A 24,632-nucleotide genomic window follows, 5' to 3' on the forward strand; every position below is an offset into this window, starting at 1 on the left:
CGCCGTCGCCCTGACGGCGCAGGCGGAGCCCGTCCAGCAACAGGACTGGGATCGTGACGCAAGCGAGCCTGCCAAGGCGCATCGCAGCAGCGCCGCGACAGCACCGAAATCAGCACCTCCCGGCGCTTCTGGCAACACCGATTCGACATTCGTGCTGGGCACCATCGACGTGAGCGGCGCGCGAACGGGCTCCCTGACAACGAAGAACATCCTGACGTCCGTCGACAGGGTCGACGCTGACCATATCGAGAACCGGAACGTGCGCAGCCCCTGGGAACTGTTCGGCCAGATGCCGGGCGTGCTGCTGACCGACTTCAATCAAGGCACGACGTCCGGAAAATTGTCGTTTCGCGGCTTCAACGGCGAAGGCGAGATCAATGCGGTCAAGCTTCTGATCGACGGCGTCCCGTCGAACAGCAACGACGGCAACATGCCGTTCATGGATGCCGTGTTTCCGCTCGAGATCGATTCGCTCGAGACGGTGCGCGGCACCAACGATCCGCGCTACGGCCTGCACAATATCGCCGGCAACGCGAGCATTGCGACGCTGACGGGCGGCAACTACGCGCGCGGCCGAATCGGCTACGGGAGCGACAACACGTTCGACGCGGAAACGGTCGCGGGCCGGGAGACGGATACGTTCTCGCAAAACTACGCGTTCGGTTATCGCCAATCGCAGGGATCTCGCGATCATTCGGACATGGACAAGGCCGGACTGGCCGGAAAATGGTTCTACAGTCCGACGTCGAACGTACGTCTCGGCCTCTCTGCGCGTTACGCGCGCGTGTCGGCGGATGAACCGGGCTACCTGACCGATGTGGACGCACGCACGCATCCGACCGAGTCTTACGCGTTCAACGCGACCGATCGTGCAACACGAGAAACCGGCCAGTACGCGCTGGTTGCAGACGTCGATCTCACCAACCGCCTGTCATGGTCGTCGACCGCGTACATGAACACCTTCCGCGAGCGGCGCTGGGTGACGTTCTCTGCATCGACGAGCCAGCAGGAGCGCTTCTCGGACGAGCGACATCTCGGCTTCCTGAGCACGCTGACGTTTCGCCCGCAGGTGAATTGGTTACGCGATCTCGCATTGGAAGCGGGCGCGAGCGGCGAGTGGCAAGACGACGTGAGCCGCCGCTGGCTGACGAACCAGCACGTGCGCACATCGCAGACCCGAGATCAGGCGTTTTCGTACGATTCGTGGGGGGCGTATGTGCAAGCCGTCGTCAAGCCGACCGACACGCTGAAGATCATCCCGGCCTACCGGATCGATGTGCTGAGCGGCCAGTTGACCAATAACCTGACCGGCAAGCGCTACGACATGAATGACTACGGCCTGATCCAGCAGCCGAAGATCAGCGCGGTCTACTCGCCGTGGCATGGCTACAGCTTCTACGGCAATTACGGGCGTTCGTTTCAGGTTGGCGTCGGCGCGGGTGCGTACAAGATTCCGCCGCGCACGACCGACCTTGCACCTTCGATCAATGACGGCTGGGAGATCGGCATGAAGTTCCAGCCGGCAGACTGGATCGATGGACGCGTTGCCTACTGGGAGCAGCTCGCAACCAACGAAGTCCGCCGCAAGCTCAACGATCCGACCGGCGACTACGACAACCTCGGCAAGACAAAGCGCCGCGGCGTCGACCTGCAGGCGAACCTGCGCATGACGCGGGACGTCGCACTGTGGTTCGCGTACACGTACCAGATGGCACGCATCGTCGATCCGGGGCCAACGAGTCCGGGCAGCGCCGGCAAGCAGGTCGACCACGTGCCGAACCATCTGCTGTCGGCAGGTGTCGACTATCAGGCGACGACCGATCTTCGCCTGTCCGCATGGGCGAACGCGCAAAGCGCGTACTACCTCGAACAAACGAACACGAAAGGCAAATTCGGCGATGCGGTCACGGTGAATGCGCGTGCCGCATATCGGCTGTCAAAATCGATGACCATCGACGTGCAGGTGACGAATCTGTTCAACCGTTTCAACGAGTACGTGTGGTACGACGGCACGCAGGCGCTCCATTCGCCGGCACCGGGACGTGCGGCGTTCGCTTCATTGACCGTGAGCTATTGACACGATGATGCGTGACCTCGCACAAACCGGAACCCGCAAGCGCAGGATGCGCGCCGTGTGGCTGCGCATCCATCTTTGGCTTGGGCTGACAGTGGGCGCGCTGCTGGCGGTGATCGGCCTGACGGGCAGCGCGCTCGTCTTCTACACGACGATCGACGAAGCGTTCGAGCTGCCGGCAATCGGGTACACGTCGATGCCGAACGACGCGCCGACCTACGAATCGATCGTGCGGCTGCTGAAGCGCACCTGGCCGGACCGGAACCGCGGCTGGCGCCTGGAGCTTCCATCGGATACGTCGCCCCTCATCCGCGCACGCTACTATCGGCCCGGCGAGAAGGCGGACAGGGCGTTCGCGCCGCTGCTCGTCTGGATCGATCCGCGTTCCATGCGGATCGTGCATCACGCATTCTGGGGCAACACGCCGATGACGTGGCTCTACGACATGCATTACACGTTGCTGATGGATGGAGCAGGACGGCAGATCGTCGGCTGCGTTGGGCTCGTTGCGCTGATATCCGTCGGCTCGGGGTTATATCTCTGGTGGCCGAGAAGGCGGAGTTTGCGCGCCGCGTTGACGGTCAGATTCAACGCAAGTCGGCAGCGTACGACCTACGATCTGCACAAGATCGGCGGTGTCTATCTGCTGCCTGTCGTCGCGATCCTGATCGTGACCGGTGTGCTGCTGAACATGCCCGAGACGTTTAACCCGATGATCGGGCGGGTGTCGCCGCTGTTCGTGCCGCCGACGTGTAAAGGCGTTCCCGGCCCCCGACAGATCACGCTCGACGAAGCGCTGAACGCGGCCCGACAGCGCTTTTCCGATGCAACGCCACGCTGGCTCGAAACGCCTGACGGTCCGCAGGGATGCTATCGCTTCCGGCTGCACCGGCAAGGTGAGCCCGGTTTCCGGTTCCCTGCCACGACCGTATGGGTCGACGCCTACACCGGTACCGTGATCGGCGCGCGCGACGTCGCGACCCAGTCCGCAGGCGATACGCTTCTCGGGTGGCTGCATCCGTTGCACAGCGGTGAGGCGCTCGGGCTGCCCGGACGTATTGCCGTCCTTGTGTCCGGGTTTGCGTTGCCGCTGCTGTTCGTGACTGGTGTGTTGCGCTGGCGGCAAAAGAGTACGGCGAAGCGCGCGGGCACGTCCGACGTCGCGATCAAGGTCGGCGAATCCGCTCGATGACGGCCAGCCGGTCGATCTCGTTCGCAGAGGGCACGATCGTAACGCGACGCGTCGTGGCCCTGCAGCGCGACGCTTTTTACCGCTCCCCACTTGTTGGCGGCACGAGCCTGCGCGCATGGTCGCTCAGCCTGCGTCACGCGCTGGATCGCCTGGATGACACGACTCGGCGACATCGACGTTCCCACAATGAGTGCCTCGATCTGCGGGCGTTCCGTGCCTTGACGGGCTCGGAGCAACGGCGCAGCGGGATGGTCCCCACGAAAGTGGGGTATTTGACCCACTGCATCTATGAAGACGCTGTATCACGCTCGTTCTGATAGTGGCAGGATGTGCAAACGGTGTTGTGCCAGCCCGGCGTCTGCGAGCGCTGGTTATCTCGTGGATGTGTGGCTCCGACACCTTCGACAATCGCTTGCCGCCCTTACCCTGGAGAAGCAAATGAAATCGAATCTCAGCCGGCAGGCCCTGCTTGCCGTGGCGCTCGCCGGCGTAGCTGCAGCAGCCGTCGCGGCCACGTCGGAGGAAGCCAAAGTGATGTGCTATGGCATCGCCAAGGCCGGCCAAAACGACTGCGGGAGCAAGACCGGCGTGCATGGCTGCGCGGGTGAGGCGAAGGTCGACTACGACAAGGGCGACTTCAAGATCGTGCCAGCGGGCACTTGCGCAGAACTGGGCGGGACGGTCAGCCCCTGATGTCGCGAAGCGATTGTCGCAGCATGCCGGTGTTCTCATGATCGCAATCGATCCAGTTGCCACCGCGCCATCCGGCATCGGCATCGGGCTGCGTCACGCCCACTACGCTGACTTTCTCGCAGCACCGCCCGTGGTGGACTGGGTAGAAGTGCATTGCGAGAACTATTTCGGCGATGGCGGCTATGACCTGCACGTGCTCGACACCGTGCGACGCGATCTGTCGGTCAGCCTGCATGGCGTCGGCCTTGGGCTCGGCTCGGTCACCCCGCTTGACGCCGGTCATCTGGGCAGGCTCAAGCGCCTCGTCAAGCGGATCGAACCCGCGGTCGTCTCCGAGCATCTGTGCTGGGGCGCGACGGCTGCCGGTCATCTGAACGACCTGTTGCCGATGCCGCTGACCGACGCGACGCTCGCTCACCTCACGGCGCGAGTCGACGAAGTGCAGGAGGTACTCGGCCGGCCGATCCTGCTCGAAAACGTTTCCACCTGGCTCCGGTTCAACGATGACCGGTACGGTGAAACGGTATTCCTCTCCGAACTGGCTCGGCGAACCGGATGCGGCGTACTCCTCGACGTCAACAATCTATACGTGAACCAGTGCAATCACGGAGAGAACGCGATCGCGGCAATGGACGCGTTGCCGCAGAGCGTGGTCGGCGAAATCCATCTTGCGGGCCATCGTGTAACCGGTGCCGCTGTAATCGATGACCATGGCTCACGTGTCGCGCCCGCTGTCTGGAGCCTCTATGAATATGCACTCCGCAGGTTCGGCAACGTGCCAACGTTGATCGAATGGGACACGGACATTCCGCCGATGAGCGTGCTGGTCGACGAAGCCCGGCTCGCGCGCGCAGCGCAGCTCCGGGCAGGCGAGAACGTGCGACAGGAAATGAAGGCGACTCAAGGGCAGGAACGTGATGGCCTTACACCTTGAATTGCTCCAGCAAATGTTCGCGAGCGCACTTGACGATCCGGAGCAGGAGGAGGCCCTGCTCAGACTCGTGAAGCCGTTGTCGCCGGTCGCCGGCGGCGCTCTCGATCAAGTCGGTGCACATGCGACGGCTGAATCGCAGCTTCCGGTAGCCACCGGTTCCGATGAGGCGCTGCACCAGCGCGTCGGACTATACCGGGGCAACGTCCGCTCGCGCTGGCGCGCGGCGCTCGCGACCGCATATCCTGTGTTGCTGGCACTGGTCGGGGATGCATATTTCGATGCGCTGTCCCTTGCCTATGTCCGTGCGCATCCGTCCGGCAGCGGTGACCTCAATCGCTTCGGCAATGCAATGCCGGCCTTTGTCGGCGAATACGAGCGAGGCTCGCGCTTTCGATATTTTGCAGATGTGGCGCGCCTCGAGTGGGCGCTGCACGTTGCCTGCTTCGCCGCTGACGCTTCGGCATTTACACCGCAGCAATGGGTCGAACTCGGTGACGAGCACCTGCTGGATGCGCAACTCGCGGTGCATCCGGCCTGCACGGCCATCGCCTCGGATTACGCCATTGCAGACATCTGGCGCGCGCATCAACCAGGTGGCACTTTTCCGCAACGAATCGACGGACCCACGTGGACGCTCGTCGTCCGTCCAGTGTGGCAACCCACGGTGCTCGTTCACTCGGAGGCCGCGCACGCGGCCTTCATCGCACTACAAAGTGGAAGTACCCTGGCCGTTGCACTCGACGCAGCATGTGCGATCGATCCGGAATTCGATTTCGCCACGCAATGGCACACGTGGATAGCATCATCGGCAATTACCGGCGCGGCCGCAGGCACGGCACGGTCGGTTTGACCTGTGTTTGGGTGACGATGAACTGATCGTCGCTGCTGCCGCGTTTACGGCGACTGTGCGCCCCAACGTAGATGAGACTATGGGTCGGGTATGAACTCCACCCTGACTGAGCCATCAGCGTTTCCTTGATGTTAGGATCTGGTCGTTCCAGCCCCATTCCCCGGCGGCTACGAATGCGGGCGTTCGAACGTTTTGTCATTGCGGTAAATTTTTTCGGAGATTTTCACATGGACAGACGTGACGCACTATTCGGTACCGGGCTGCTGGCGCTTTCCGCATTGGCCACAATTGAACGTGCCTCGGCCCAGGAAAGCGCTCCTGCGCAAACCCCTCACATGCATCATGGTGGTCACTACAGCGCGCTCGCCGATGCGGCGGGCGAGTGCGTATCAACGGGCCAGGCGTGCGTGAGCCATTGCATTGGTCTTCTGGGCAAGGGGAACAAGGATCTGGCAGCCTGTGCAACCAGCGTGTCACAGATGCTTGCTCTTTGTGGCGCGCTACAACAACTTGCCAACCAGAACGCGCACTACCTTCCGGCACTCGCCAAAGTCACGTTGGATGCATGCAACGATTGCGAGGCGGAGTGCAAAAAACATGCTGACCGACACGAGCCGTGCAAGGCGTGCATGGAGTCATGCCGCGCATGTGCTAACGCGTGCCGCGCAGCGCTGGCAACCTGAACCGCAGCGGGTTCTTCCGTCCTCCGATAGCAATTCCACTTCTGCCTGGCGGTCGCAACTGGCGGCCGCCATCTCCGATTCAGCCTCTTTGCGGGTTTCCACCTAACCCAAAGTCCAACCATCCCGTCGCAGATTTTCCGCATACTGATTGCATCGACGTCTCGTGGGTCTGCCATGCCCAGCCGTTGCCGTCAGAAGATCGGGGCTTTCCTCGGGATCTTCGCGATCCTGCTGAGCGTGGTCGCGCCGACGATATCCCAGACGCTGCGTGGCGCGTCGGCCGAAGGCGCGCATCATTCCCATCATGCGCATCACGCGACTGTAGTCGCTCATCTCGCCCAAGCTGGGTCTGCCGCACACCATCATGGTTCCGATTCATGGCCGGGTTGTGACGCGTGCCCGTATTGCAGCTTGATTGCGCACATACCGACGCTGCCTGGCGCGCTCGTGGCATTCGGCATCCCTGCGCAACCGGCCGGGTTTGTCACGCCGGTTGTGGCTGCGGTGTTTCGTCCATACACGGTTCTGACACGCGCGCAGCCTCGCGCCCCTCCCGTATTGTCCTGATCCCCCGCTGATGGCATTCCCGCGATGCTCGCGCATTGAACGGCATCGCTGTGTCGTCGCGCGTCTGTTGCGGCGACGCCTACATAATCAACCAGGACATCACCATGCGAACCACTCGCAAACGGGGCGCCGTGGCGCTATGCGCGCTCGCTCCTTGCCTCTTTTCAGTTGATGCGGCAGCCCATGCGGTGGCCGGCAATCGCGTGTTTCCTGCCACGATGGCGGTCGACGACCCCGGCGTCGGCGACGAACTGAACCTTGAATTCGGCCATCTGCAGTCCAGCACGGATGACGGCGACAAGCAGAACACCAATACGACGACGCTCGAATGGGACAAGCGGATCACGCCGAGCTTCCAGCTTTCCGTGACGGGCACGTACGTCAACCTGAACGCGCCGAACGGCGGCTCGGCGAGCGGTTTCGACAACTTCGCGATCGGCGCCAAATACCGCTTCTACGTGAACGAAAAACACGAGTTCATGGCCTCGGTCGGCGCGACCGCAGAGTTGGGCGGGACCGGGGCGCAGTCGATCGCCGATCCACACTCGGCGATCACGCCGACGCTCTACTTCGGCAAGGGCTTCGGCGACCTGCCCGACAGTCTGAAATACCTGAAGCCGCTGGCGATCACAGGAACCGTTGGCCCGCGCCTGACATTGAACAGTGCCGATCCGAATTCGTTGAGCTGGGGCGTCACCGTGCAATACAGCCTGCCTTATCTGCAGAACTTCGTGCAGGACGTGGGGCTCAAGACGCCGTTCAGCAACCTGATCCCGGTTGTCGAATTTCCAATGAGTACGTGCACCGCCAGTCCATGTTCAGGCCACACGACCGGGACGATCAATCCCGGCGTGATGTGGGTGAATCGCTGGGGCCAGTTCGGCGTCGAAGCGCAGATTCCCGTCAATCATGCGAGCAGCGCCGGCGTCGGCGTGCTGCTGCAAGCCCATCTGTTCCTGGACGACGTATTGCCGAACTCGCTCGGCAAACCGATTTTCGGCAAAGGAGATTAGCGATGAAGCTATTCACCAGTCGCCTGCGCGACTACGGCGCGGCAACCATCGCAGCAGTCATGCTGATGCCGTCTGCCGCGTTCGCGCACGTGTTCCCGCAGACCCAGTCTCCGTCGGCGGGCGCCGAAGTGCCGGCGCCAGCTAACGTAACGATTGTGTTCGACGGGCCGCTCGAACCCGTATTCAGCTCGCTGACCGTCAGCAATTCGGCGGGTAAGCAGATGAACACCGCGAAAGCGCAGGTCAATCCCGGCAACAGGAAGTCGATCAGCGTTGCGCTGCCACCGCTGCCTGTCGACCGGTACACCGTCCATTGGGTGGCAGTGGCCTCGGATGGACATCGTACGCATGGCGACTATTCGTTCAGGGTGAAGTGATGGAGCCGGCGATGGTATTCGCATCGATCGTGGTTGCGCCGAGAGCGGCTTGTCGAACCAGCGCCGCGCGCTGCCGCGCCGCGGCAGGGCTGGGTCCGTCCAGTCTGCGGTGGGCGCAACCAGGAACCGTTCATACAGCAGGAAATCTTCGCGCGTGAGGCTCGAGAGCGGCTTGTCAAGCGCACGTGTGGCCCATACGAGCAGGCGCACGAGCTCCTTGCGACAGCTGCGCAGCATGTGGGGCGAGCCCACGTACTCCGCCAGCCACGGGCGCACGGCGCCGACGTCCGTGTCGGCCGAAATCTGTCGATGCGCGCCGCGAAGCGCTCCCGCTGAGCCACATGGCAACACGCACGCGTGTCGCTCGGCGAGGCGATGGAGGTTGCGGACGAAACCGACGGTGGCGTTGAGGCGCACAAACTGGCTGTCAGGCACGGTTACGTCTTGGCGCCGCCGCGGGCTGAAGCGCCAGATTTTGCATCCGGAGGACACTGTTTTGCGAAATCGGTCTCTTGCTAAGCCCATGATTTGGTGTGGAATTTAGAATGAAGCCGCCAGGTTTTGCACGAGAAGGACGATTACCCCATTCAGCATTCTGGATCCGGCAGCGTTCAGCGCCCGGCCTCCGCACCGGCGCCGTCGTGCGCATCGCCGTCCGTCCCCGGCCGGCTCATCGCGAGATGGAGCGCGGCCGGGTCGACCGGTTTCACGAAATGCTGCAGAAACCCGGTCGCGAGACAGCGTTCGCGATCCGCGTTGCGGCCATAACCGGTCAGCGCGAGAAAGATGCACGGCGTGACCTCGGTGATCGCCTTCAGCCGCCGCAGCAGCTCGTAGCCGTCCATCACCGGCAGCCCGATGTCGAGGATCGCGACGTCGGGGCGATAGGCGCGGTACGCGGCCAGTGCGGTGACCGGGTCGTGCACGACGGCGACCTCGTGACCGGCGTCGCGCAGCCATTGCGCGAGCGTCGACGCGGCATCCTCGTTGTCGTCGACCAGCATCACGCGCCGGCCGGTGCGGCCCGGCGCCAGGTCGCGGATGCCGGGCGGCGGCTGCGGCACGGTGACCGCCACCGTTTTCGGCCGGTATTCGGGCAGCGTGATCGTAAACGTGCTGCCGCAGCCGGGGCCCGCGCTGTCCGCGCGCACCGTGCCGCCGTGCAGCGTCACCAGGCTGCGCACGAGCGCAAGGCCGATGCCGAGGCCGCCATGCGCCTGTTTCGCTTCGCCGTCGAGCCGGTAGAACGGCTCGAAGATGCTGTCGAGACGATCGCGCGGAATGCCGGCGCCGTTGTCGCACACCTCGACGATCGCGGTGTCGTCCGCGCCGCGCGCCGCGCGCAGCGTGATGTCGCCGCCCGGCAGCGTGTATTTCGCCGCGTTGGTCAGCAGGTTCGCGACGGCCTGCGACAGCCGCACCGGGTCGCCGTGGCAGCGCGCGTCCGGATCGGCGTCGACCTGCAGGCGGTGGCGGCGCTGCTCGAGCAGCGGGCTCGCGATCTCGACCGCGCGGTCGGCGATGTCGGCGAGCCGCACGGCTTCCTTCTTCAGCGTGATCTTGCCGCGCGTGATGCGCGACACGTCGAGCAGGTCGTCGATCAGCCGGACCATGTGATCGAGCTGGCGCTGGATGATCGCGATCTCGTTCGGCGTCGCGTGGCCGTCGCGGTTGCGGATCAGCTCCAGCGCGAGCGAGATCGGCGTCAGCGGATTGCGCAGCTCATGACCGAGCACCGCGAGAAACTGGTCCTTGGCCTGATTCGCGTCGCGCAGCTCGCCCAGCAGCCGGTCGCGCTCCGCGTTCGCGGCGACGAGCTTCTCGCGCGCGGCGACGTGCTCGGTCACCTCGACCGCACTGACGATCACGCCCAGCCCGTCCGCGAGCGGCTGCGGATTGAAATGCAGCCGATACACGCGGGCGCCGTCCGGCTCGGGCCGGTCGCGGTGCTCGCCGATCGTCGTCGAGCAGCCCTGCGCGCGGGCGGCTTCCAGCGCGCGCACGATCTCGGGCGCATCGCCGCCGGGCAGCACCGCCGTCAGCGGCTGGTCGACGATGTCGGTCCGGCCGCACAAGGCCGAGAAGCGGTGATTCGCGAGCACGATCCGGTGCGCGGGGCCCGACAGCAGCGCGATCGGCAATGGCGCGTGCATCAGGACGCCGTTGCGTTGCTGTTCGGCATCCTCGCGGCGGCGGATCTCGTCGCTCAGCGCGCGCGAGCGCTGCTGCGCCAGCGCCAGCGTCGGGTACAGCCCGCCTTCGTCGTCGCGCAGCGATGCGACGGGCAGGATGCGGCGGTGCAGCGCGCATACGTGGCGGAACATCTCCGACTGCTCGGCGTTCGCAAACGCATCGTGCGGATAGCCGCAGTAGAGCGAGAAGCGGTACCGCTCGATCAGCGCGTTCCATAGCGCTTCCACCCGCAGCGCCGCGGCGTACCGGTTGCGCGCGCACAGCAGCGCGACCATTTCGCCGAACGCATGCACGGGCCGGCCGGCGCGGATCGCCGCTTCGACGATCGTGCCGATCGAGCGGCGAAAGCGCGCGGGGTCGGGCAGGTCGCCATTCATGAAGCTGTCGAGGAGCGCATGCGCGCTCGACATGAAGATGCGGCCGCGGGCCGCGCCGCCGGCCGATGCACCGAGCGTGTGCAGGCGTTCGTGCACCGCGGCGAGGCAGGCGGGCCGCGCGATCACGATCGCGCTGCCGCCGGCGCTCAGCGCCTGGGCCGCGAACACGGCGACTTCCGACATGAGCTGCGCGTCGGACTCGTAGAACTGGACGAAGTGATCGGCCCGCATTGGTGCCGATTCCAGCAGGGGAGGGACTGTTTTCATCGCTCACGACCAGGCAATGCCGTTGGCGGCCGGCGATTCCGTGCCGCGGCCATATCCGGTCCGGCGCGCGCAAGCTGCGTGCCGGACCGGCACCGATGCCCGGCGACGCCGCGGCATCGGCCCGGCCCACGCGGGCGGTGCCGGATGGCGCTGCATTTGTAAATACTGCAGAAAGCCCGCGTCGGGTGGCGGACGCCCGCCTGCCGGCCCCGCCGTCCGAGCAGCGATCTTTATCGCTGCAGCAGATAAACGTATCCGAATCGCTTCGTTGACGCAGTGCGGCACGCGCTCGTAGATTCGCATCTTTACCGAATCAAGGGCTGTACCGTGACGACTTCCGCCATCCGCGCCGCAATATCGACGCCCGCCTTGCCGCCGGAGGCCGGCGCGCAGCGATTCGACATCGTCCCGTTCGATGCGCCGCTCGGCGCCGAAGTCGTCGGCATCGACCTGTCGCAACCGCTCGGCGCCGCCGATTTCGCGCGCATCCATCGCGCGCATCTCGACCATCACGTGCTGGTGTTTCGCGACCAGCGCATCACGCCGGCCGAACACATCGCGTTCAGCCGCCGTTTCGGCCCGCTGCAGATCCACGTGCTGCACCAGTTCGCGCTGCCCGCGCATCCGGAAGTGCTGATCGTGTCGAACATCGTCGAGAACGGCAAGCCGATCGGGCTCGGCGACGCCGGCCATTTCTGGCACTCCGACCTGTCGTACAAGGAAAAGCCGAGCCTCGGCTCGCTGCTGCATGCGCAGGAGCTGCCGGCCGAGGGCGGCGACACGCTGTTCGCGAACATGCATCTCGCGTGGGACACGCTGCCCGCGCACCTGCGCCGCGCGGTCGAAGGGCGGCGTGCCGAGCACACGTATCTTGCCCGCTATGCGGAGCTGCAGGCGCGCAGCCCGTGGCGGCCGAACCTGTCGGCCGAGCAGATCGCGCAGGTCGAGGCGGTGGTGCATCCGGTCGTGCGCACGCATCCTGAAACGGGCCGCAAGGCGTTGTTCGTCAGCGAGCATTTCACGACGCGCATCGTCGATCTGCCCGAAGACGAAAGCCGCGCACTGCTCGACGAACTGTTCGCGCACAGCGTGCGCGCGGAGCATCTGTATCGGCACCACTGGCGCGAGCACGACCTCGTGTTCTGGGACAACCGCTCGCTGATGCATCTCGCGGCCGGCACGCCCGACCATCTGCGCCGCAAGCTGTACCGCACCACGATCGAAGGTGACGCGCCGTTCTGAACGGCACGTCCTGGTTCGCCGCCTCATTCTCACTGGAGTTCCGATGTCGTTTCCGCTTTCGCCGGCCCTGCGCCGCACGACCCTGGCCGCGCGCCGCGCACTGGCCGCCACGCTCACCGCGGCGCTCGCACTGGCCGCCGCCGGCACGCCGCAAGCCGCGCACGCGGAAGGCCGCATCCGCATCGCCGAGCAGTTCGGCGTGGTCTACCTGATGCTGAACGTCGCGCGCGACCAGCAACTGATCGAGAAGGAAGGGCGCAAGGCCGGCCTCGACATCAAGGTCGACTGGGTGCGCCTGTCGGGCGGCGCGGCCGTGAACGACGCGCTGCTGTCGGGCGCGGTCGACGTCGCCGGCGCGGGCGTCGGGCCGCTGCTGACCGTGTGGGATCGCACGCGCGGCCGGCAGAACGTGAAGGGCGTCGCGTCGCTCGGCAATTTTCCGTACTACCTCGTCAGCAGCAACCCGAACGTGAAGACGATCGCCGACCTGGGCGCGAAGGACCGCATCGCGGTGCCGGCCGTCGGCGTGTCGGTGCAGTCGCGCGTGCTGCAGTACGCGGCCGCGAAGCAGTGGGGCGACAAGCAGTTCGACAAGCTCGATCCGCTCACGCAGGCGATCCCGCATCCCGACGCGACGGCCGCGATTCTCGCGAACAGCAACGTGATCACGGGCCACTTCGGCAATCCGCCGTTCCAGGAGCAGGAACTCGCGGGCAATCCGAACGCACACATCGTGCTGAATTCCTACGACGTGCTCGGCGGCCCGAGTTCCGCGACGGTGCTGTACGCGACGGAGAAGTTCCGCGACGAGAACCCGAAGACGTACCGCGCGTTCGTCGCCGCGCTCGCCGACGCCGCGCACCAGATCGCGGCCGATCCCGAGCGCGCGGTCGATACCTATATCCGCGTGAACGGCTCGAAGATCGATCGCGCGTTGCTGCTGAAGATCCTGCGCAATCCGCAGGTGCAGTTCAAGACGGCCCCGGAGAACACGCTGAAGCTCGCGCAGTTCATGTATCGCACCGGCGCGATCCGCAACGAGCCGAAGTCGTGGCGCGACTACTTCTTCGACGATCCGGCGACGGCCGGCGGCAGCTGAGCGGGCGTGGCGCTGCGGCGCCGCGATCGACGCTTATGCGTCGACGCGGTTTCGATATGTGCAATCGTTGGTTGGGCCGCGCGCGGTGCCGCCGTATGTTGATGCTTTACCCGCAAGAGTTTCGATCGTGAACGCCACTTCTCCCCGAATCGGGCTGCCGCCGTACGCGGCGCGCGGCGCCGCCGCACCGCCCGCCCAACCCGTCACCGACACCGACGCGGCGAGCAGGCCGGCATCCGCGTCCGCGCCGGCCGGCGCGCACAGCGAGCGCCTGCTGGCGATCGATCGCGTGAGCCTCGAATACCGGAGCGGCGCGCGGATCGTGCGCGCGACCCATCAGGTCAGCTTCGACGTGTATGGCAGCGACCGTTTCGTGCTGCTCGGCCCGTCGGGGTGCGGCAAGTCCACGTTGCTGAAGGCGATCGCCGGCTTCATCGAACCCGTGTCGGGCTCGATCGCGCTCGACGGCCGGCCCGTGCAAGGGCCGGGCCCCGACCGCATCGTCGTGTTCCAGGAATTCGATCAGTTGCCGCCGTGGAAGACGGTCGTCGAGAACGTCGCGTTTCCGTTGCGCGCGGCCGCGAAGCTGTCGCGCGCCGAAGCACGCGAGCGCGCGCTGCACTATCTCGACAAGGTCGGCCTCGGTGCGTTCGCCGATGCCTATCCGCACACGCTGTCCGGCGGCATGAAGCAGCGCGTCGCGATCGCGCGTGCGCTGGCGATGCAGCCGCGCGTGCTGCTGATGGACGAACCGTTCGCCGCGCTCGACGCGCTCACGCGCCGCAAGATGCAGGAGGAACTGCTGCGCCTGTGGGACGAGTTCCGCTTCACGCTGCTGTTCGTCACGCATTCGATCGAGGAGGCGCTCGTCGTCGGCAACCGGATCCTGCTGCTGTCGCCGCATCCGGGCCGCGTGCGCGCGGAGCTCAACAGTCACGACCATTCGCTCGACAGCGTCGGCAGCGGCGACTTCCGCGACCGCGTCGCGCGCATTCATCATCTGCTGTTCGATACCGACGTAGCAGACGAAACGCGTGCAGCACCGGCCACGGAGGGCATCGCATCATGAGCACGATCGATCCGGTCCTGCCGCCGCTGCCGCCCGTACGCGCCGAATACGTGCGCGCGCTCGACCCGCCGCCCGACGCCGAACGTGCGGCGCCCGCACCGCTGTGGCGCCGCATCGTCGGCGCGAGCGGTTTTCGCCGCGCGGTCATCGCACTCGTACTGATCGCCGCATGGGAAATCATCGCGCGTATCGTCGCGAACGACCTGCTCGTGCCGACCTTCGGCGCGACGCTGGCCGCGTTCGTGCAGGGCATCGCGTCGGGCGAACTGCTGGTGAAGACGGGCATCTCGATGTCGGTGCTGCTGCGCGGCTATGCGCTCGGCGTATTGCTCGCGTTCGTGCTGACTTCGCTCGCGGTGTCGACGCGCATCGGCCGCGACGTGCTGTCGATGCTCACGTCGATGTTCAATCCGCTGCCGTCGATCGCGTTGCTGCCGATCGCGCTGCTGTGGTTCGGGCTCGGCACCGGCAGCCTGCTGTTCGTGCTCGTGCACGCGGTGCTCTGGCCGCTCGCGCTCAGCATGTACACGGGGTTCGCCGGCGTGCCGGCCACGCTGAAGATGGCCGGGCGCAACTACGGCCTCACCGGCCTGCGCCAGATCGTGCTGATTCTCGTGCCGGCCGCGCTGCCGTCGATCCTGTCGGGGCTGCGCGTCGGCTGGGCGTTCGCGTGGCGCACGCTGATCGCGGCCGAACTCGTGTTCGGCGCGAGCGCGGGGCAGGGCGGGCTCGGCTGGTACATCTTCCAGAACCGCAACGAGCTGTATACCGACCGTGTGTTCGCGGGCCTCGCGGCCGTCATCGTGATCGGCCTGCTCGTCGAGCATCTCGTGTTCGATACGCTCGAACGCGTGACGGTGCGCCGCTGGGGCATCCCGCACTGACCGTATCGATGCGCGTGCGCGCCGCATTCCCGGCGCACGCATAACCAAAGCTGAAATCGGTTTTTCACGCGCACCGGATGCGTCCCTATACTTTTCGGTGCTGCCTGCGGGCTGCGGCGACGGCCTGCGCAATCGTGCGGCGAGCCGTCGCTTTTCGACGATGAGGAACCGCTGCATGAATGCCCGTCATGGTGCCGAACCGCAAGACGCGTTGCGCGCCGCGCTCGCCGCACTGCCCGAACTCGCGACGGCGATCGGGCGCGACGCCGCGCAACGCGAGGCGCGTCGCGAACTGCCGTTCGAAGGCTTCGCGCTCTTTCGCCGTTCCGCGCTCGGCGTGCTGAGGATTCCTGTCGAACGCGGCGGCCTGGGCGGCACGCTGGTCGACCTGTTCGAGACGATCGCGACGCTCGCGGCCGCCGATTCGAATCTCGCGCACGCGCTGCGCATCCACTACGACCTGACCGAGACGCTGCGGCTGTCGCCGCGCACGCCGTTCAACGACGTGCAGCTCGAGCGCGCGCTGGCCGGCGCGATCTTCGGCGGCGCGTCGACCGAGCGCGGCACGTCGCGGCCGGGCGAGAACACGACCGTGCTGCGCCGCGACGGCGCGCACCATCGCGTGACGGGCCGCAAATACTATTCGACCGGCACCGCGTTTGCCGATTTCGCGCGCATCAACGTGGAGAACGAGCAGGGCGACGCGCTCGCCGTGATCATCCCGGTCGCGCGCGACGGCGTGCAGGTGCTCGACGACTGGGACGGCATGGGCCAGCGCATGACCGCGAGCGGCAGCCTGTTGCTGCACGACGTGCAGGTATTCGCGGACGAAGTCGCGGCCCGCGACGGCTCGACGCTCGTCGGCCGCCATTGCGGCGCGCTGCGGCAGCTTCATCTCGTCGCGACGGGCGCGGGCATCGTGCGCAACGTGGTGGCCGACGCGCGCCGCTACGTGCTCGAGCATGGCCGGCCGGTGCTGCACAGCCCGGCGGCGAGCGCGCGCGACGATCATTTCATCCAGCAGATCGTCGGCGAGCTGTCGGCGCACAGCCACGCGATCGATGCGCTCGTGCGCGACAACGCGCGTGCGCTCGACCGCTCCGCGGACGCGATCGAGGCCGGCGCGGCGGACGCGCACGAACGCGTGCTCGACAGCGCGCTCGCGACCGCGCGCACGCAGCTGATCGTCGGCAAGCTCGCGCTGTACGCGGCCGAACGGCTGTTCGAAGTGGGCGGCGCGTCGGCGACCGCGCGCGTGCACAACCTCGACCGGCACTGGCGCAACCTGCGCACGATCTTCAGCCACAACCCGCTGCTGCACAAGGCGCGGGTGATCGGCGACTACGACCTGAACGGCGTGACCACGCACCTGACCGAAGGACGCGTGTTCTGATTCCGCTGCGCCCGCAGCCCACTTTCCGGGAGCTCCCCGATGACGACCCGCACCGGCCACCTGCACCTCGGCGCGTTCCTGTATCCGACCGGCCATCACATCGCCGCGTGGCGCCATCCCGGCTCGCAGGCGGACGCCGGTGTCGACTTTCGTCATTACGTGCGGCTCGCGCAGGCGGCCGAGGCCGCGAAGTTCGACCTCGTGTTCCTCGCGGACGGCGTCGGCACGCGCGGCGACGACGTCGAATTCCTGAGCCGCACCGCGCACAGCTACGTCGCGCAGTTCGAGCCGCTGACGCTGCTGTCGGCGCTCGCGGCCGTCACCGAACGCATCGGCCTCGTCGGCACCGCGTCGACGAGCTTCAACGAGCCGTTCCACATCGCACGCAAGTTCGCGTCGCTCGACCACATCAGCGGCGGCCGCGCCGGATGGAACCTCGTCACGTCGTCGAGCGCGCACGAAGCGCGCAACTTCAACCGCGATGCGCATTTCGATCACGGCGAACGCTATGCGCGCGCGGAGGAATTCGCCGACGTCGTGCGCGGACTGTGGGACAGCTGGGACGACGACGCGTTCGTGCGCGACCGTGCCAGCGGCCGCTTCTTCGACCCGGACAAGCGCCACGTGCTCGCTCATCGCGGCCGCTTCTTCCGGGTGGACGGGCCGCTGAACGTGCCGCGCGCGCCGCAGGGGCAACCGGTGATCGTGCAGGCCGGCTCGTCGGCGGCCGGCACGCGGCTGGCCGCGCGCACGGCCGAGGTGATCTTCACCGCGCAGCAGACGCTCGACGACGCGGTCGCGTTCTACGCGGACGTGAAGGGGCAGCTTGCCGCGTTCGGCCGCGACCCCGACACGCTGAAGATCATGCCCGGCGTCTTTCCGGTGGTCGGTCGCACCGAGAGCGAGGCGAAGGAGAAGTTCGACGCGCTGCAGGCGCTGATCGACCCGAAGGTCGGACTCGCGCTCGTGTCGGGCCTGACCGGCGGCGTCGACCTGTCCGCCTATCCGCTCGACGGCCCGATCCCGCCGCTGCCGGAAACGAATGCGAGCAAGAGCCGGCAGACGCTGACGCTCGAGCTCGCGCGCCGCGAGAACCTGACGATCCGCGAGCTGTACCTGCGCATCGCGGGCGCGCGCGGTCACTGGCAGCTCGTCGGCACGCCGGAGCAGATCGTCGATGCGCTCGAGGAACGGTTCGTGCATTACGGCGCGGACGGCTACAACGTGATGGCGCCGACCCTGCCCGGCGGCCTCGACGATTTCATCGCGCTCGTGCTGCCCGAATTGCGTCGTCGCGGGCTGTTCCGCAGCGACTACGCCGGCAGCACGCTGCGCGATCACCTCGGATTGCGGCGCCCCGCGGCGCGGCGCGCGTCGGCCGTGCCCGGCGCCGCGGCGGCCTGAGTTCAGCGCCGCAGGCCGGCGTCGCGCAGCAGCGGCAGCACGCGTGCGCCGAAGAAGTCGAGATCCGGCCTGAAGTCGTAGAAGCTCAACTGGATGCCGTCGATGCCCGCGCGATGCAGCCGCACGATGTAGTCGGCGACTTCGTCGGGCGAGCCCGTGATCGAGATGTTGCCGCCGATCGCACGCGCGGCCGCCTGCGCGCGTTGTTCGAAGCCGCCGCGCCACGCATGGGCGTCGCTGTCGAAGCGGTGGAAGCTGCCTTCGTCCGCATGCGCGACGATCGCGTCGCGGTACGCGCGCGCCTCGGCCGCCGTCTCGCGGCAGATCACGAGCGGATTGAGCAGCGTGCGGATCGTCCGGCCGCGCGCGGCGGCGGCCGCCTTCACGCGGGCCGTATGCGCGGGCAGCGCGTCCAGCGCGAGATCGACGTCCGGGCCGGCCGGGCTCGTGACGAACACGATGTCCGAATAGCGGGCCGCGAAATCGATGCCGGCGTCGGAGCCGGTCGCGTTGATCAGCAGCGGGCGGCCGTAGCGCGGTTTCGGCGTGACGAACGCGCCGGAGAGCCGCCAGCTCGACAGCGCGGGCGCATAGCTGAAGTTGTCCGGCTGGGCCCACAGCTGGCTGACCGCGTCGACGAACTCGGCGGCCATCTCGTAACGACGGTCGTGCTCGATCCGGTTCCAGCCGAACATCTCGTGTTCGATCGCGCGGTGGCCGGTCACGACGTTGATGCCCCAGCGTCCGCGCGAGATGTGATCGAGCGTCGCCGTGAACTTCGCGAAATGCAGCGGATGCCACGGCCCGTAGAGCACGTGGCTCGTCGCGACGAGGATGATCCGTTCGGTGCGCGCGGTGAGCGCCGCGAGCGTCATGAACGAGTCGAGCGCCTGGCCGTCGAACACGCCGCCGTAGCCGCCTTTCGGCAACCACTGCGACAGCGCGAACACGAGATCGAAGCCGAGCGCCTCGGCGCGCGCGACCAGGTCGGCGTTGTAGTCGAACGTCCAGTCGGTCGAGCGCGGCAGCGTCGAGGCGCTCCAGCCGCCGGCCTGGATCGGCAGGAACAGCCCGAGCATCAGCGGCTGCGCGAGCACGCGCGACGCGGGGCTGGCGGGGAAATCGGCCGGCGAACGGACGTCGACGAACGGCGACGCCACGAGCGGCGCGTCGGCCCGAGCGGCGGCGGATGTGTCGGTCAAGGTAGGCTCCTCCCTGCGCGGCGCGCTGGCGCCGAACGAAAAAATCCGGCACGCGATGCCGGCAGTCTTGCCGGGCCGTTCTGCGTCGTGCCGGCCGGTGGATCGCGTCGCGTCACAGTCGTCCCGGTCGCGGGTCGGGCACGAAGCCGTCGCGATTCGGCATCCTGACGCGCGGCAGCGTGCGCGCGTCGAGCGTCGTGTCGTCCGGCACGATGCCGTTCAGGTGCAGCACGTAGGCCGTGACCGCATAGACTTCGTCCGCGCTCAGCGACTGCGGCGCGTTGTACGGCATCGCGCGGCGGATGTAGTCGAACAGCGTCGTCGCATACGGCCAGTAGCTGCCGACCGTCTTTTTCGGTTTCGCGCCGGCCAGCGAGCCGAGGCCGCCGACGAGCGGATCGCCGACGCCGCCCTGGCCGCCGGCGCCGTGGCACATCGCGCACTTGTCGGCGAACACGTGCGCGCCGCGTGCGACCGTGCCCGCGCCGGGCGGCAGGCCGCTGCCGTCGGGCGCGACGTCGATGTCCCATGCGGCGAGCGCCGCGCGGTCGACCGGCTGACCGAGGCCGAAGCCGGCACCGAACGCGGGTAGCGCAGACAACGCGAGCGCGCCGAACGTGGCCGACACGGCCGCACACGACGCGAGCCGACGCACGATCGTGTTACGCATTGCGCACCTCCCCGTCCGCGCCGACGCGCCAGTTCTGGATGCCGTTGTAGTGGTATTGGGAATTGACGCCGCGCGCGGCGACGAGCGCGTCGCGGGTCGGCTGCACGTAGCCCGTTTCGTCGGTCGCGCGGCTTTGCAGGTCGGCGGGCTCGCCGTTCCAGACCCAGTCGGCTTCGAAGCGCGTCAGCGCGCGATCGCGCACGTCGCCCGCGAGCCGCGCGGCGCGCCAGGTGCGGCCGCCGTCGGTCGAGACGTCGACCGCGCGCACCCGGCCGCGCCCCGACCACGCATAGCCGCTGATCGGGTAGTAGCCGTGCGATGCGAGCCGGTGGCCGGCCGACGGGCGCGTGATCACCGATTTCGCGTCCATCTCGAACACGAACTGGCGGGCGCAGCCGTTCGGCAGCAGGCTCGTGTACTTCGACGTTTCCTCGCGCGTCATCTCCGGCGCGCGCACGAGCTTCAGCCGCCGCAGCCACTTGATGTTCGTGTTGCCTTCGAAGCCCGGCACGATCAGCCGCACCGGGTAGCCGTTCTCGGGGCGCAGCCGTTCGCCGTTCTGCGCATAGACGACGAGCGCGCGTTCGAGAATCCGGTCGAGCGGCAGGCTGCGCGTCATCGCCGCGCCGTCCGCGCCTTCGGCGAGCAGCCACTGCGCGGCCGGATCGACGCCCGTTTCGTCGAGCAGCGTCGACAGCCGCACGCCCGTCCATTCGCAGCACGACAGCAGTCCGTGCGTGAACTGGACGGGCAGGCCGCTCGGGCCGTTCCATTCGCTGCCGGTATTGCCCGAGCATTCGAGGAAGTGGATCCGCGATTCGGACGGAAAGCGCAGCAGGTCGTCGAGCGTGAAGCTGCGCGGCTCGCGCACGAGACCGTGCACGACGACGCGGTGGCGTTGTGCATCGATCTCGGGCACGCCCGCATGATGGCCTCGTAGACGAGGCCGTTCGCGTGATGTCGCCGAACAGGTCGGCGAGGGCGTCATCGACGAGCCGGAGCAGGCAACGCCGGCGGCGCGCGCTGCGAGGATGATCGCGTTCGTGCCGCCCGCAGGCATACGGCGGCGACAGCAGCGGTGCGCCCGGCGTACGCGCCACGCTCACGTCCAGCGGTGCGAGCGGGCAGCGGCTGGCCCGCGAGCGCGCCGCGGCCGGCAGCATCGCGGCGGCCAGCCGCCGGCGAGCGGCGCAGCGCCGCGCTCGCCGGCGCGGCGTGGCGGAATGAGAGTCGTCATGAGAGAAGCCGTGCCGCGCGCGGCGCGGCAGCATCCGAAAAACGGACATTCTCGGCAACCGGGCGCGACGCGGCAAACAACGATTCCCGCTTTGCTTATCGCGCCGCGCCGGCTGCGCGAACGCTCAGAACTTCACGCGCAGCCCGCTGACGAACGCGAGCTGGCGATTCGTCGACGATGCGCTGCCGATGTTCGAGATCGCCGCGATCCGGCGATAGCCACCGGACGTCGCGGTGCTCGCATCGCCCGCGGCCAGCTGGTAGATGCCGGACAGGTAAATGTCGGTGCGCTTCGACAACGCATAGTCGAACCCGAGCGTGAACTGGTGCCAGCGCGGCTTCAGCGTCTGGCCGCCGGTGCCCGGCAAGCCGCTCGCGCGTCCGTCGGTGAACGTGTAGACGCCGATCAGCGTCGCCGCCGGCGTGATCTGGTAGCGCCCGTTCACGTCGTAGTTGTTGAACTTGCGCGACGAGCCGTCGACATAGTCGAGCTGCGTGTGGCTCCACGCGAAGCCGAGGGTCGCGCGGCCGAGCGCGTAGTTCGCGCCCGCGACGCCGATCTGCTGCTTGCGCACGCCGCCGTTCAGCCCGTAGAAGAACGCGCCGCTGTAGTCGTTGCCGGTCGTCGTGGTCGCGCCGCCCACCGCACCGCTCGTGTTCGACGTCGCGTTCGGGTGGTTGAGCCGCACATAGCCGGCGCCCGCCGACAGCGGGCCGTTCACGTAGTTCGCCGACACGCCCCATGCGTTGTTGTTCGAGAAGCCGGTGCCCGCGCCGCCGTTCGCCTGGTTGCTGAACGCGTACAGCGCGTCGGCGGTGAAACCGGCGATCGTCGCGCTGCGGAACTTCACCGCGTTGTTGATCCGGAAGCTCTGGTTCAGGTTGTCGTTGTCGCCGACATGGGTGGCCGGCGACCAGAAACCGGACCCCGCGTACTGCGCGACGAGATCGGTGATCGGCTCGTACTGGCGGCCGAACGTCAGCGTGCCGAGGTCGGCCTTGCTCAGGCCCACGTACGCGGAGCGGCCGAACAGGCGGCCGCCCTGGCCAAGCCCGCCGTCGCTCGGCCGGAAGCCGCTTTCGAGCGTGAACACGGCCGCCAGGCCGCCGCCGAGATCCTCGTTGCCTTTCAGGCCCCAGCGGCTGCCGCTCAGCTTGCCGCTCGTCTGCTGGATGTTGCTCGCGCCGCCCTGGCTGTTCGTATAGGCAAAGCCGGCGTCGACGACGCCGTACAGCGTGACGGAACTCTGCGCATGCGCGCCGATGGAACCGATCGAAACCAAACCCAGGACTACCGACTTCTTGATCATGAATAACCTCTTTTTTATGGGTGAATCTGCGAGGATCACGATGCTATTGACGTCGGTCCGGTCGACGAACGTTCGATCCGTGGTTTGCAATTCGCTGCGCGAGCGAATTGCAATGCGTGCCGCTGCACGCTCGACGCGTGCGCCGCGATCGCGTCCGGCGCGCGTGCTGCAGCGGACGTATCGGCATGGATGGCGAACATCGCGCGACGGCCATGCGCGGTCGTGCGCATATCGATCGATGAAATCGTTGGATATCGCGACGAGATCCGTTCGGATGACGATGTTTTTATGCAACGCGGCTCTGTGAGACGCGCGGCCGATGCGGTAGGCACACCTGCATATCGATTCCGCAAAACGTTGGTAGGGCCGCGCGATGCAAGGCAGTAGAGTCGGGCATCCGGCCGCGAGCCGGCCAGCGCCGGGCGCAGTGCACGCTGCGTGCAGCCCGGTTGAACCACGAATATGGGAGCCGTGTGAAATGAGTCGGGATGTGTTGTTTCTGCTGGAACCGGGCTTTGCCGATCCGAAGTATCCGGGCCGACACTTCGTCTGTCCTCACGGACTGGCGATCGAAGGCCTGCTTGCGAGCGCGCCCGAGCGGGCCGGCCGCCTCGACGTGCGCCGGGTCGGTTTCGAACGGCCGCGGCACGCGGTGATCGACGTGCTCGACGACGCGCATCAAGGCCTGCCGGTGCTCGTGCTCGGTAGCGCGCAACCGGCGCCGGACGACGCGCAAGCGCTCGGCACGACGCGCTTCGTCACCGACCCGCGCCGCATCCTCGATCTGCTGGCCGAGCGCCACGGTTTTCCTTCGCTGCATTGACGCACGTCGGCCGTCGCGCACGGCGGCTTCCTTTTTCCCTTACCGTTCAATCGACAGGAGTATCCGATGGCGTCAACTTCGGCGGCACGCCGCCGCCTGGTGCTCGCCGGCGCCGCGATCGCGGCGGGCCCCGCGGTCGCGCGGGTCGCGCTTGCCGCGCCGACCGTCAACGCCGATCTTGCCGGCACCACGCTGCGCGTCGCGACCTACAAGGGCGGCTGGCGCGCGCTGCTGCAGGCGGCCGGCCTGAGCGACACGCCGTACCGGATCGAGTGGCGCGAGCTCAACAACGGCGTACTGCACATCGAGGCGCTGAACGCGGATGCGCTCGACATCGGCTCGGGCAGCGAGATTCCCGCGGTGTTCGCCGCACGCCAGAAGGCCAGCGTCCGGTTCATCTCGCGTACGCGGGAGGATCTGAACAACCAGGTCACGCTCGCGCGCAAGGACACGCCGATCCTCGGCATCGCGGACCTGAAGGGCAAGCGCGTCGGCTACGTGCGCGCGACGACGTCGCACTATTTCCTGTACCGGCAGCTTGCGGAGGCCGGCCTCGGTTTCGACGACATCCATCCGATCAACCTGTCGCCGGCCGACGGGTTGTCCGCGTACGACCGCGGCGACCTCGACGCGTGGGCGATCTACGGCTACAACGGCCAGCTCGCGCGCAACCGTTACGGGGCGCGCGTGCTGAAGACGGGCAAGGGCTATCTGTCCGGCAATTTCCCGATCTATGCGAACCCGCGCACGCTGGACGACCCGCGCCGGCGCGCGGCGACCGGCGATCTGCTGCTGCGGTTCCAGCGCGCGTACGCGTGGGCGAACGGGCATTTCGGCGCGTATGCGCGGGCGCAGAACGGCGAAACGCGCGTGCCGGTTGCCGATCTCGAGGCGATGTTCGTGCAGCGCAGCGACGACTATGCACTGCTGCCCGTCACGCCCGACGTGATCGCGCAGCATCAACGAGTCGCGGACGTATTCGCGCGAATCGGCGTGCTGGATGGGCCGGCGAACGTTGCGCCGTTCTGGGATACGTCGTTCAACGCGCTGGTGGCGTCGGCGTGATGCGCGACCGGCGCT

At 67.1% G+C, this 24,632-nt stretch carries 22 protein-coding genes and 1 pseudogene; 17 read left to right on the forward strand and 6 right to left on the reverse strand.

Annotated elements, in window-relative coordinates; all coding sequences use genetic code 11:
- Nucleotides 1-151 precede the first annotated feature (151 nt).
- The 9 genes from PL79_RS25510 to PL79_RS25550 all read left to right on the forward strand — a co-directional run bounded on the left by PL79_RS25510 (nucleotide 152) and on the right by PL79_RS25550 (nucleotide 8,383).
- Complete coding sequence (locus tag PL79_RS25510) at nucleotides 152-2,077, forward strand: TonB-dependent receptor (protein WP_044843476.1); 1,926 nt, start codon at nucleotides 152-154, stop codon at nucleotides 2,075-2,077.
- 7 nt (nucleotides 2,078-2,084) lie between these two features.
- A complete protein-coding gene (locus PL79_RS25515; RefSeq protein WP_044843499.1) occupies nucleotides 2,085-3,266 on the forward strand; it encodes a PepSY-associated TM helix domain-containing protein in 1,182 nt (393 codons plus the stop codon).
- Between the two features lie 438 nt (nucleotides 3,267-3,704).
- On the forward strand, nucleotides 3,705-3,959 hold the full coding sequence (locus PL79_RS25520; RefSeq protein WP_044843478.1) for a BufA1 family periplasmic bufferin-type metallophore: 255 nt from the start codon (nucleotides 3,705-3,707) through the stop codon (nucleotides 3,957-3,959).
- 37 nt (nucleotides 3,960-3,996) lie between these two features.
- Nucleotides 3,997-4,893 carry an MNIO family bufferin maturase gene (gene bufB, locus PL79_RS25525; RefSeq protein ID WP_044843479.1) on the forward strand — a complete coding sequence of 299 codons (897 nt, stop codon included), beginning with the start codon at nucleotides 3,997-3,999 and terminating at the stop codon, nucleotides 4,891-4,893.
- The gene (locus PL79_RS25530) at nucleotides 4,877-5,743 is read left to right on the forward strand and encodes an HvfC/BufC N-terminal domain-containing protein (protein WP_135801139.1); all 867 of its coding nucleotides are present in this window, start codon (nucleotides 4,877-4,879) and stop codon (nucleotides 5,741-5,743) included. The genes bufB and PL79_RS25530 overlap by 17 nt, the downstream gene beginning before the upstream one ends.
- 173 nt (nucleotides 5,744-5,916) lie before the next feature.
- Nucleotides 5,917-6,426: a four-helix bundle copper-binding protein gene (locus PL79_RS25535; RefSeq protein WP_207671182.1), complete on the forward strand. Its 510-nt coding sequence runs from the start codon at nucleotides 5,917-5,919 to the stop codon at nucleotides 6,424-6,426.
- A 174-nt stretch (nucleotides 6,427-6,600) separates the two neighbouring features.
- The gene (locus PL79_RS37255) at nucleotides 6,601-6,993 is read left to right on the forward strand and encodes a DUF2946 domain-containing protein (RefSeq protein ID WP_082088434.1); all 393 of its coding nucleotides are present in this window, start codon (nucleotides 6,601-6,603) and stop codon (nucleotides 6,991-6,993) included.
- Nucleotides 6,994-7,097: 104 nt separating this feature from the next.
- Nucleotides 7,098-8,006: a hypothetical protein gene (locus PL79_RS25545; protein ID WP_044843501.1), complete on the forward strand. Its 909-nt coding sequence runs from the start codon at nucleotides 7,098-7,100 to the stop codon at nucleotides 8,004-8,006.
- Nucleotides 8,007-8,008: 2 nt separating this feature from the next.
- A complete protein-coding gene (locus PL79_RS25550) occupies nucleotides 8,009-8,383 on the forward strand; it encodes a copper resistance CopC family protein (protein ID WP_044843480.1) in 375 nt (124 codons plus the stop codon).
- 27 nt (nucleotides 8,384-8,410) lie between these two features.
- Here the strand turns inward: PL79_RS25550 and PL79_RS36750 are convergent.
- Nucleotides 8,411-8,734, reverse strand: a pseudogene (locus PL79_RS36750) (site-specific integrase); the annotation flags it as partial.
- Nucleotides 8,735-8,994: 260 nt separating this feature from the next.
- A complete protein-coding gene (locus PL79_RS25560) occupies nucleotides 8,995-11,184 on the reverse strand; it encodes a hybrid sensor histidine kinase/response regulator (protein ID WP_044843481.1) in 2,190 nt (729 codons plus the stop codon).
- 363 nt (nucleotides 11,185-11,547) lie between these two features.
- Between PL79_RS25560 and PL79_RS25565 the strand changes: the two genes are divergently transcribed.
- From PL79_RS25565 to PL79_RS25590, 6 genes are all read left to right on the forward strand, one after another.
- Nucleotides 11,548-12,462, forward strand: coding sequence for a TauD/TfdA dioxygenase family protein (locus PL79_RS25565; RefSeq protein ID WP_044843502.1), 915 nt, complete (start codon nucleotides 11,548-11,550; stop codon nucleotides 12,460-12,462).
- Nucleotides 12,463-12,505: 43 nt separating this feature from the next.
- Complete coding sequence (locus PL79_RS25570) at nucleotides 12,506-13,561, forward strand: ABC transporter substrate-binding protein (RefSeq protein ID WP_044843482.1); 1,056 nt, start codon at nucleotides 12,506-12,508, stop codon at nucleotides 13,559-13,561.
- 127 nt (nucleotides 13,562-13,688) lie between these two features.
- On the forward strand, nucleotides 13,689-14,630 hold the full coding sequence (locus PL79_RS25575; RefSeq protein ID WP_415750569.1) for an ABC transporter ATP-binding protein: 942 nt from the start codon (nucleotides 13,689-13,691) through the stop codon (nucleotides 14,628-14,630).
- Nucleotides 14,627-15,514: an ABC transporter permease gene (locus PL79_RS25580; RefSeq protein ID WP_044843484.1), complete on the forward strand. Its 888-nt coding sequence runs from the start codon at nucleotides 14,627-14,629 to the stop codon at nucleotides 15,512-15,514. The genes PL79_RS25575 and PL79_RS25580 overlap by 4 nt, the downstream gene beginning before the upstream one ends.
- A 175-nt stretch (nucleotides 15,515-15,689) precedes the next feature.
- Nucleotides 15,690-16,907 carry an acyl-CoA dehydrogenase family protein gene (locus PL79_RS25585; RefSeq protein WP_044843503.1) on the forward strand — a complete coding sequence of 406 codons (1,218 nt, stop codon included), beginning with the start codon at nucleotides 15,690-15,692 and terminating at the stop codon, nucleotides 16,905-16,907.
- A gap of 39 nt (nucleotides 16,908-16,946) precedes the next feature.
- On the forward strand, nucleotides 16,947-18,311 hold the full coding sequence (locus PL79_RS25590) for an LLM class flavin-dependent oxidoreductase (RefSeq protein WP_044843485.1): 1,365 nt from the start codon (nucleotides 16,947-16,949) through the stop codon (nucleotides 18,309-18,311).
- A 2-nt stretch (nucleotides 18,312-18,313) separates the two neighbouring features.
- On the opposite strand, the gene PL79_RS25595 is transcribed toward PL79_RS25590, so the two are convergent.
- From PL79_RS25595 to PL79_RS25610, 4 genes are all read right to left on the reverse strand, one after another.
- A complete protein-coding gene (locus PL79_RS25595) occupies nucleotides 18,314-19,513 on the reverse strand; it encodes an LLM class flavin-dependent oxidoreductase (RefSeq protein ID WP_044843486.1) in 1,200 nt (399 codons plus the stop codon).
- A 112-nt stretch (nucleotides 19,514-19,625) separates the two neighbouring features.
- Nucleotides 19,626-20,183 carry a c-type cytochrome gene (locus PL79_RS25600; RefSeq protein WP_082088435.1) on the reverse strand — a complete coding sequence of 186 codons (558 nt, stop codon included), beginning with the start codon at nucleotides 20,181-20,183 and terminating at the stop codon, nucleotides 19,626-19,628.
- Entirely contained in the window at nucleotides 20,176-21,102 is a 927-nt protein-coding gene (gene soxC / locus PL79_RS25605) for a sulfite dehydrogenase (protein ID WP_442861570.1), read from the reverse strand. The genes PL79_RS25600 and soxC overlap by 8 nt, the downstream gene beginning before the upstream one ends.
- Before the next feature lie 442 nt (nucleotides 21,103-21,544).
- Nucleotides 21,545-22,729 (reverse strand): porin, encoded by a 1,185-nt coding sequence (locus tag PL79_RS25610; RefSeq protein ID WP_044846514.1) that lies wholly within the window; start codon nucleotides 22,727-22,729, stop codon nucleotides 21,545-21,547.
- A 478-nt stretch (nucleotides 22,730-23,207) separates the two neighbouring features.
- On the opposite strand from PL79_RS25610, the gene PL79_RS25615 reads away from it, so the two are divergent.
- Nucleotides 23,208-23,552 (forward strand): DUF3088 domain-containing protein, encoded by a 345-nt coding sequence (locus PL79_RS25615; protein ID WP_044846516.1) that lies wholly within the window; start codon nucleotides 23,208-23,210, stop codon nucleotides 23,550-23,552.
- A 66-nt stretch (nucleotides 23,553-23,618) separates the two neighbouring features.
- A complete protein-coding gene (locus PL79_RS25620; protein ID WP_044846517.1) occupies nucleotides 23,619-24,617 on the forward strand; it encodes an ABC transporter substrate-binding protein in 999 nt (332 codons plus the stop codon).
- Nucleotides 24,618-24,632: the final 15 nt, after the last annotated feature.

Source organism: Burkholderia sp. USMB20 (assembly GCF_000949135.2).
Classification (GTDB): domain Bacteria; phylum Pseudomonadota; class Gammaproteobacteria; order Burkholderiales; family Burkholderiaceae; genus Burkholderia.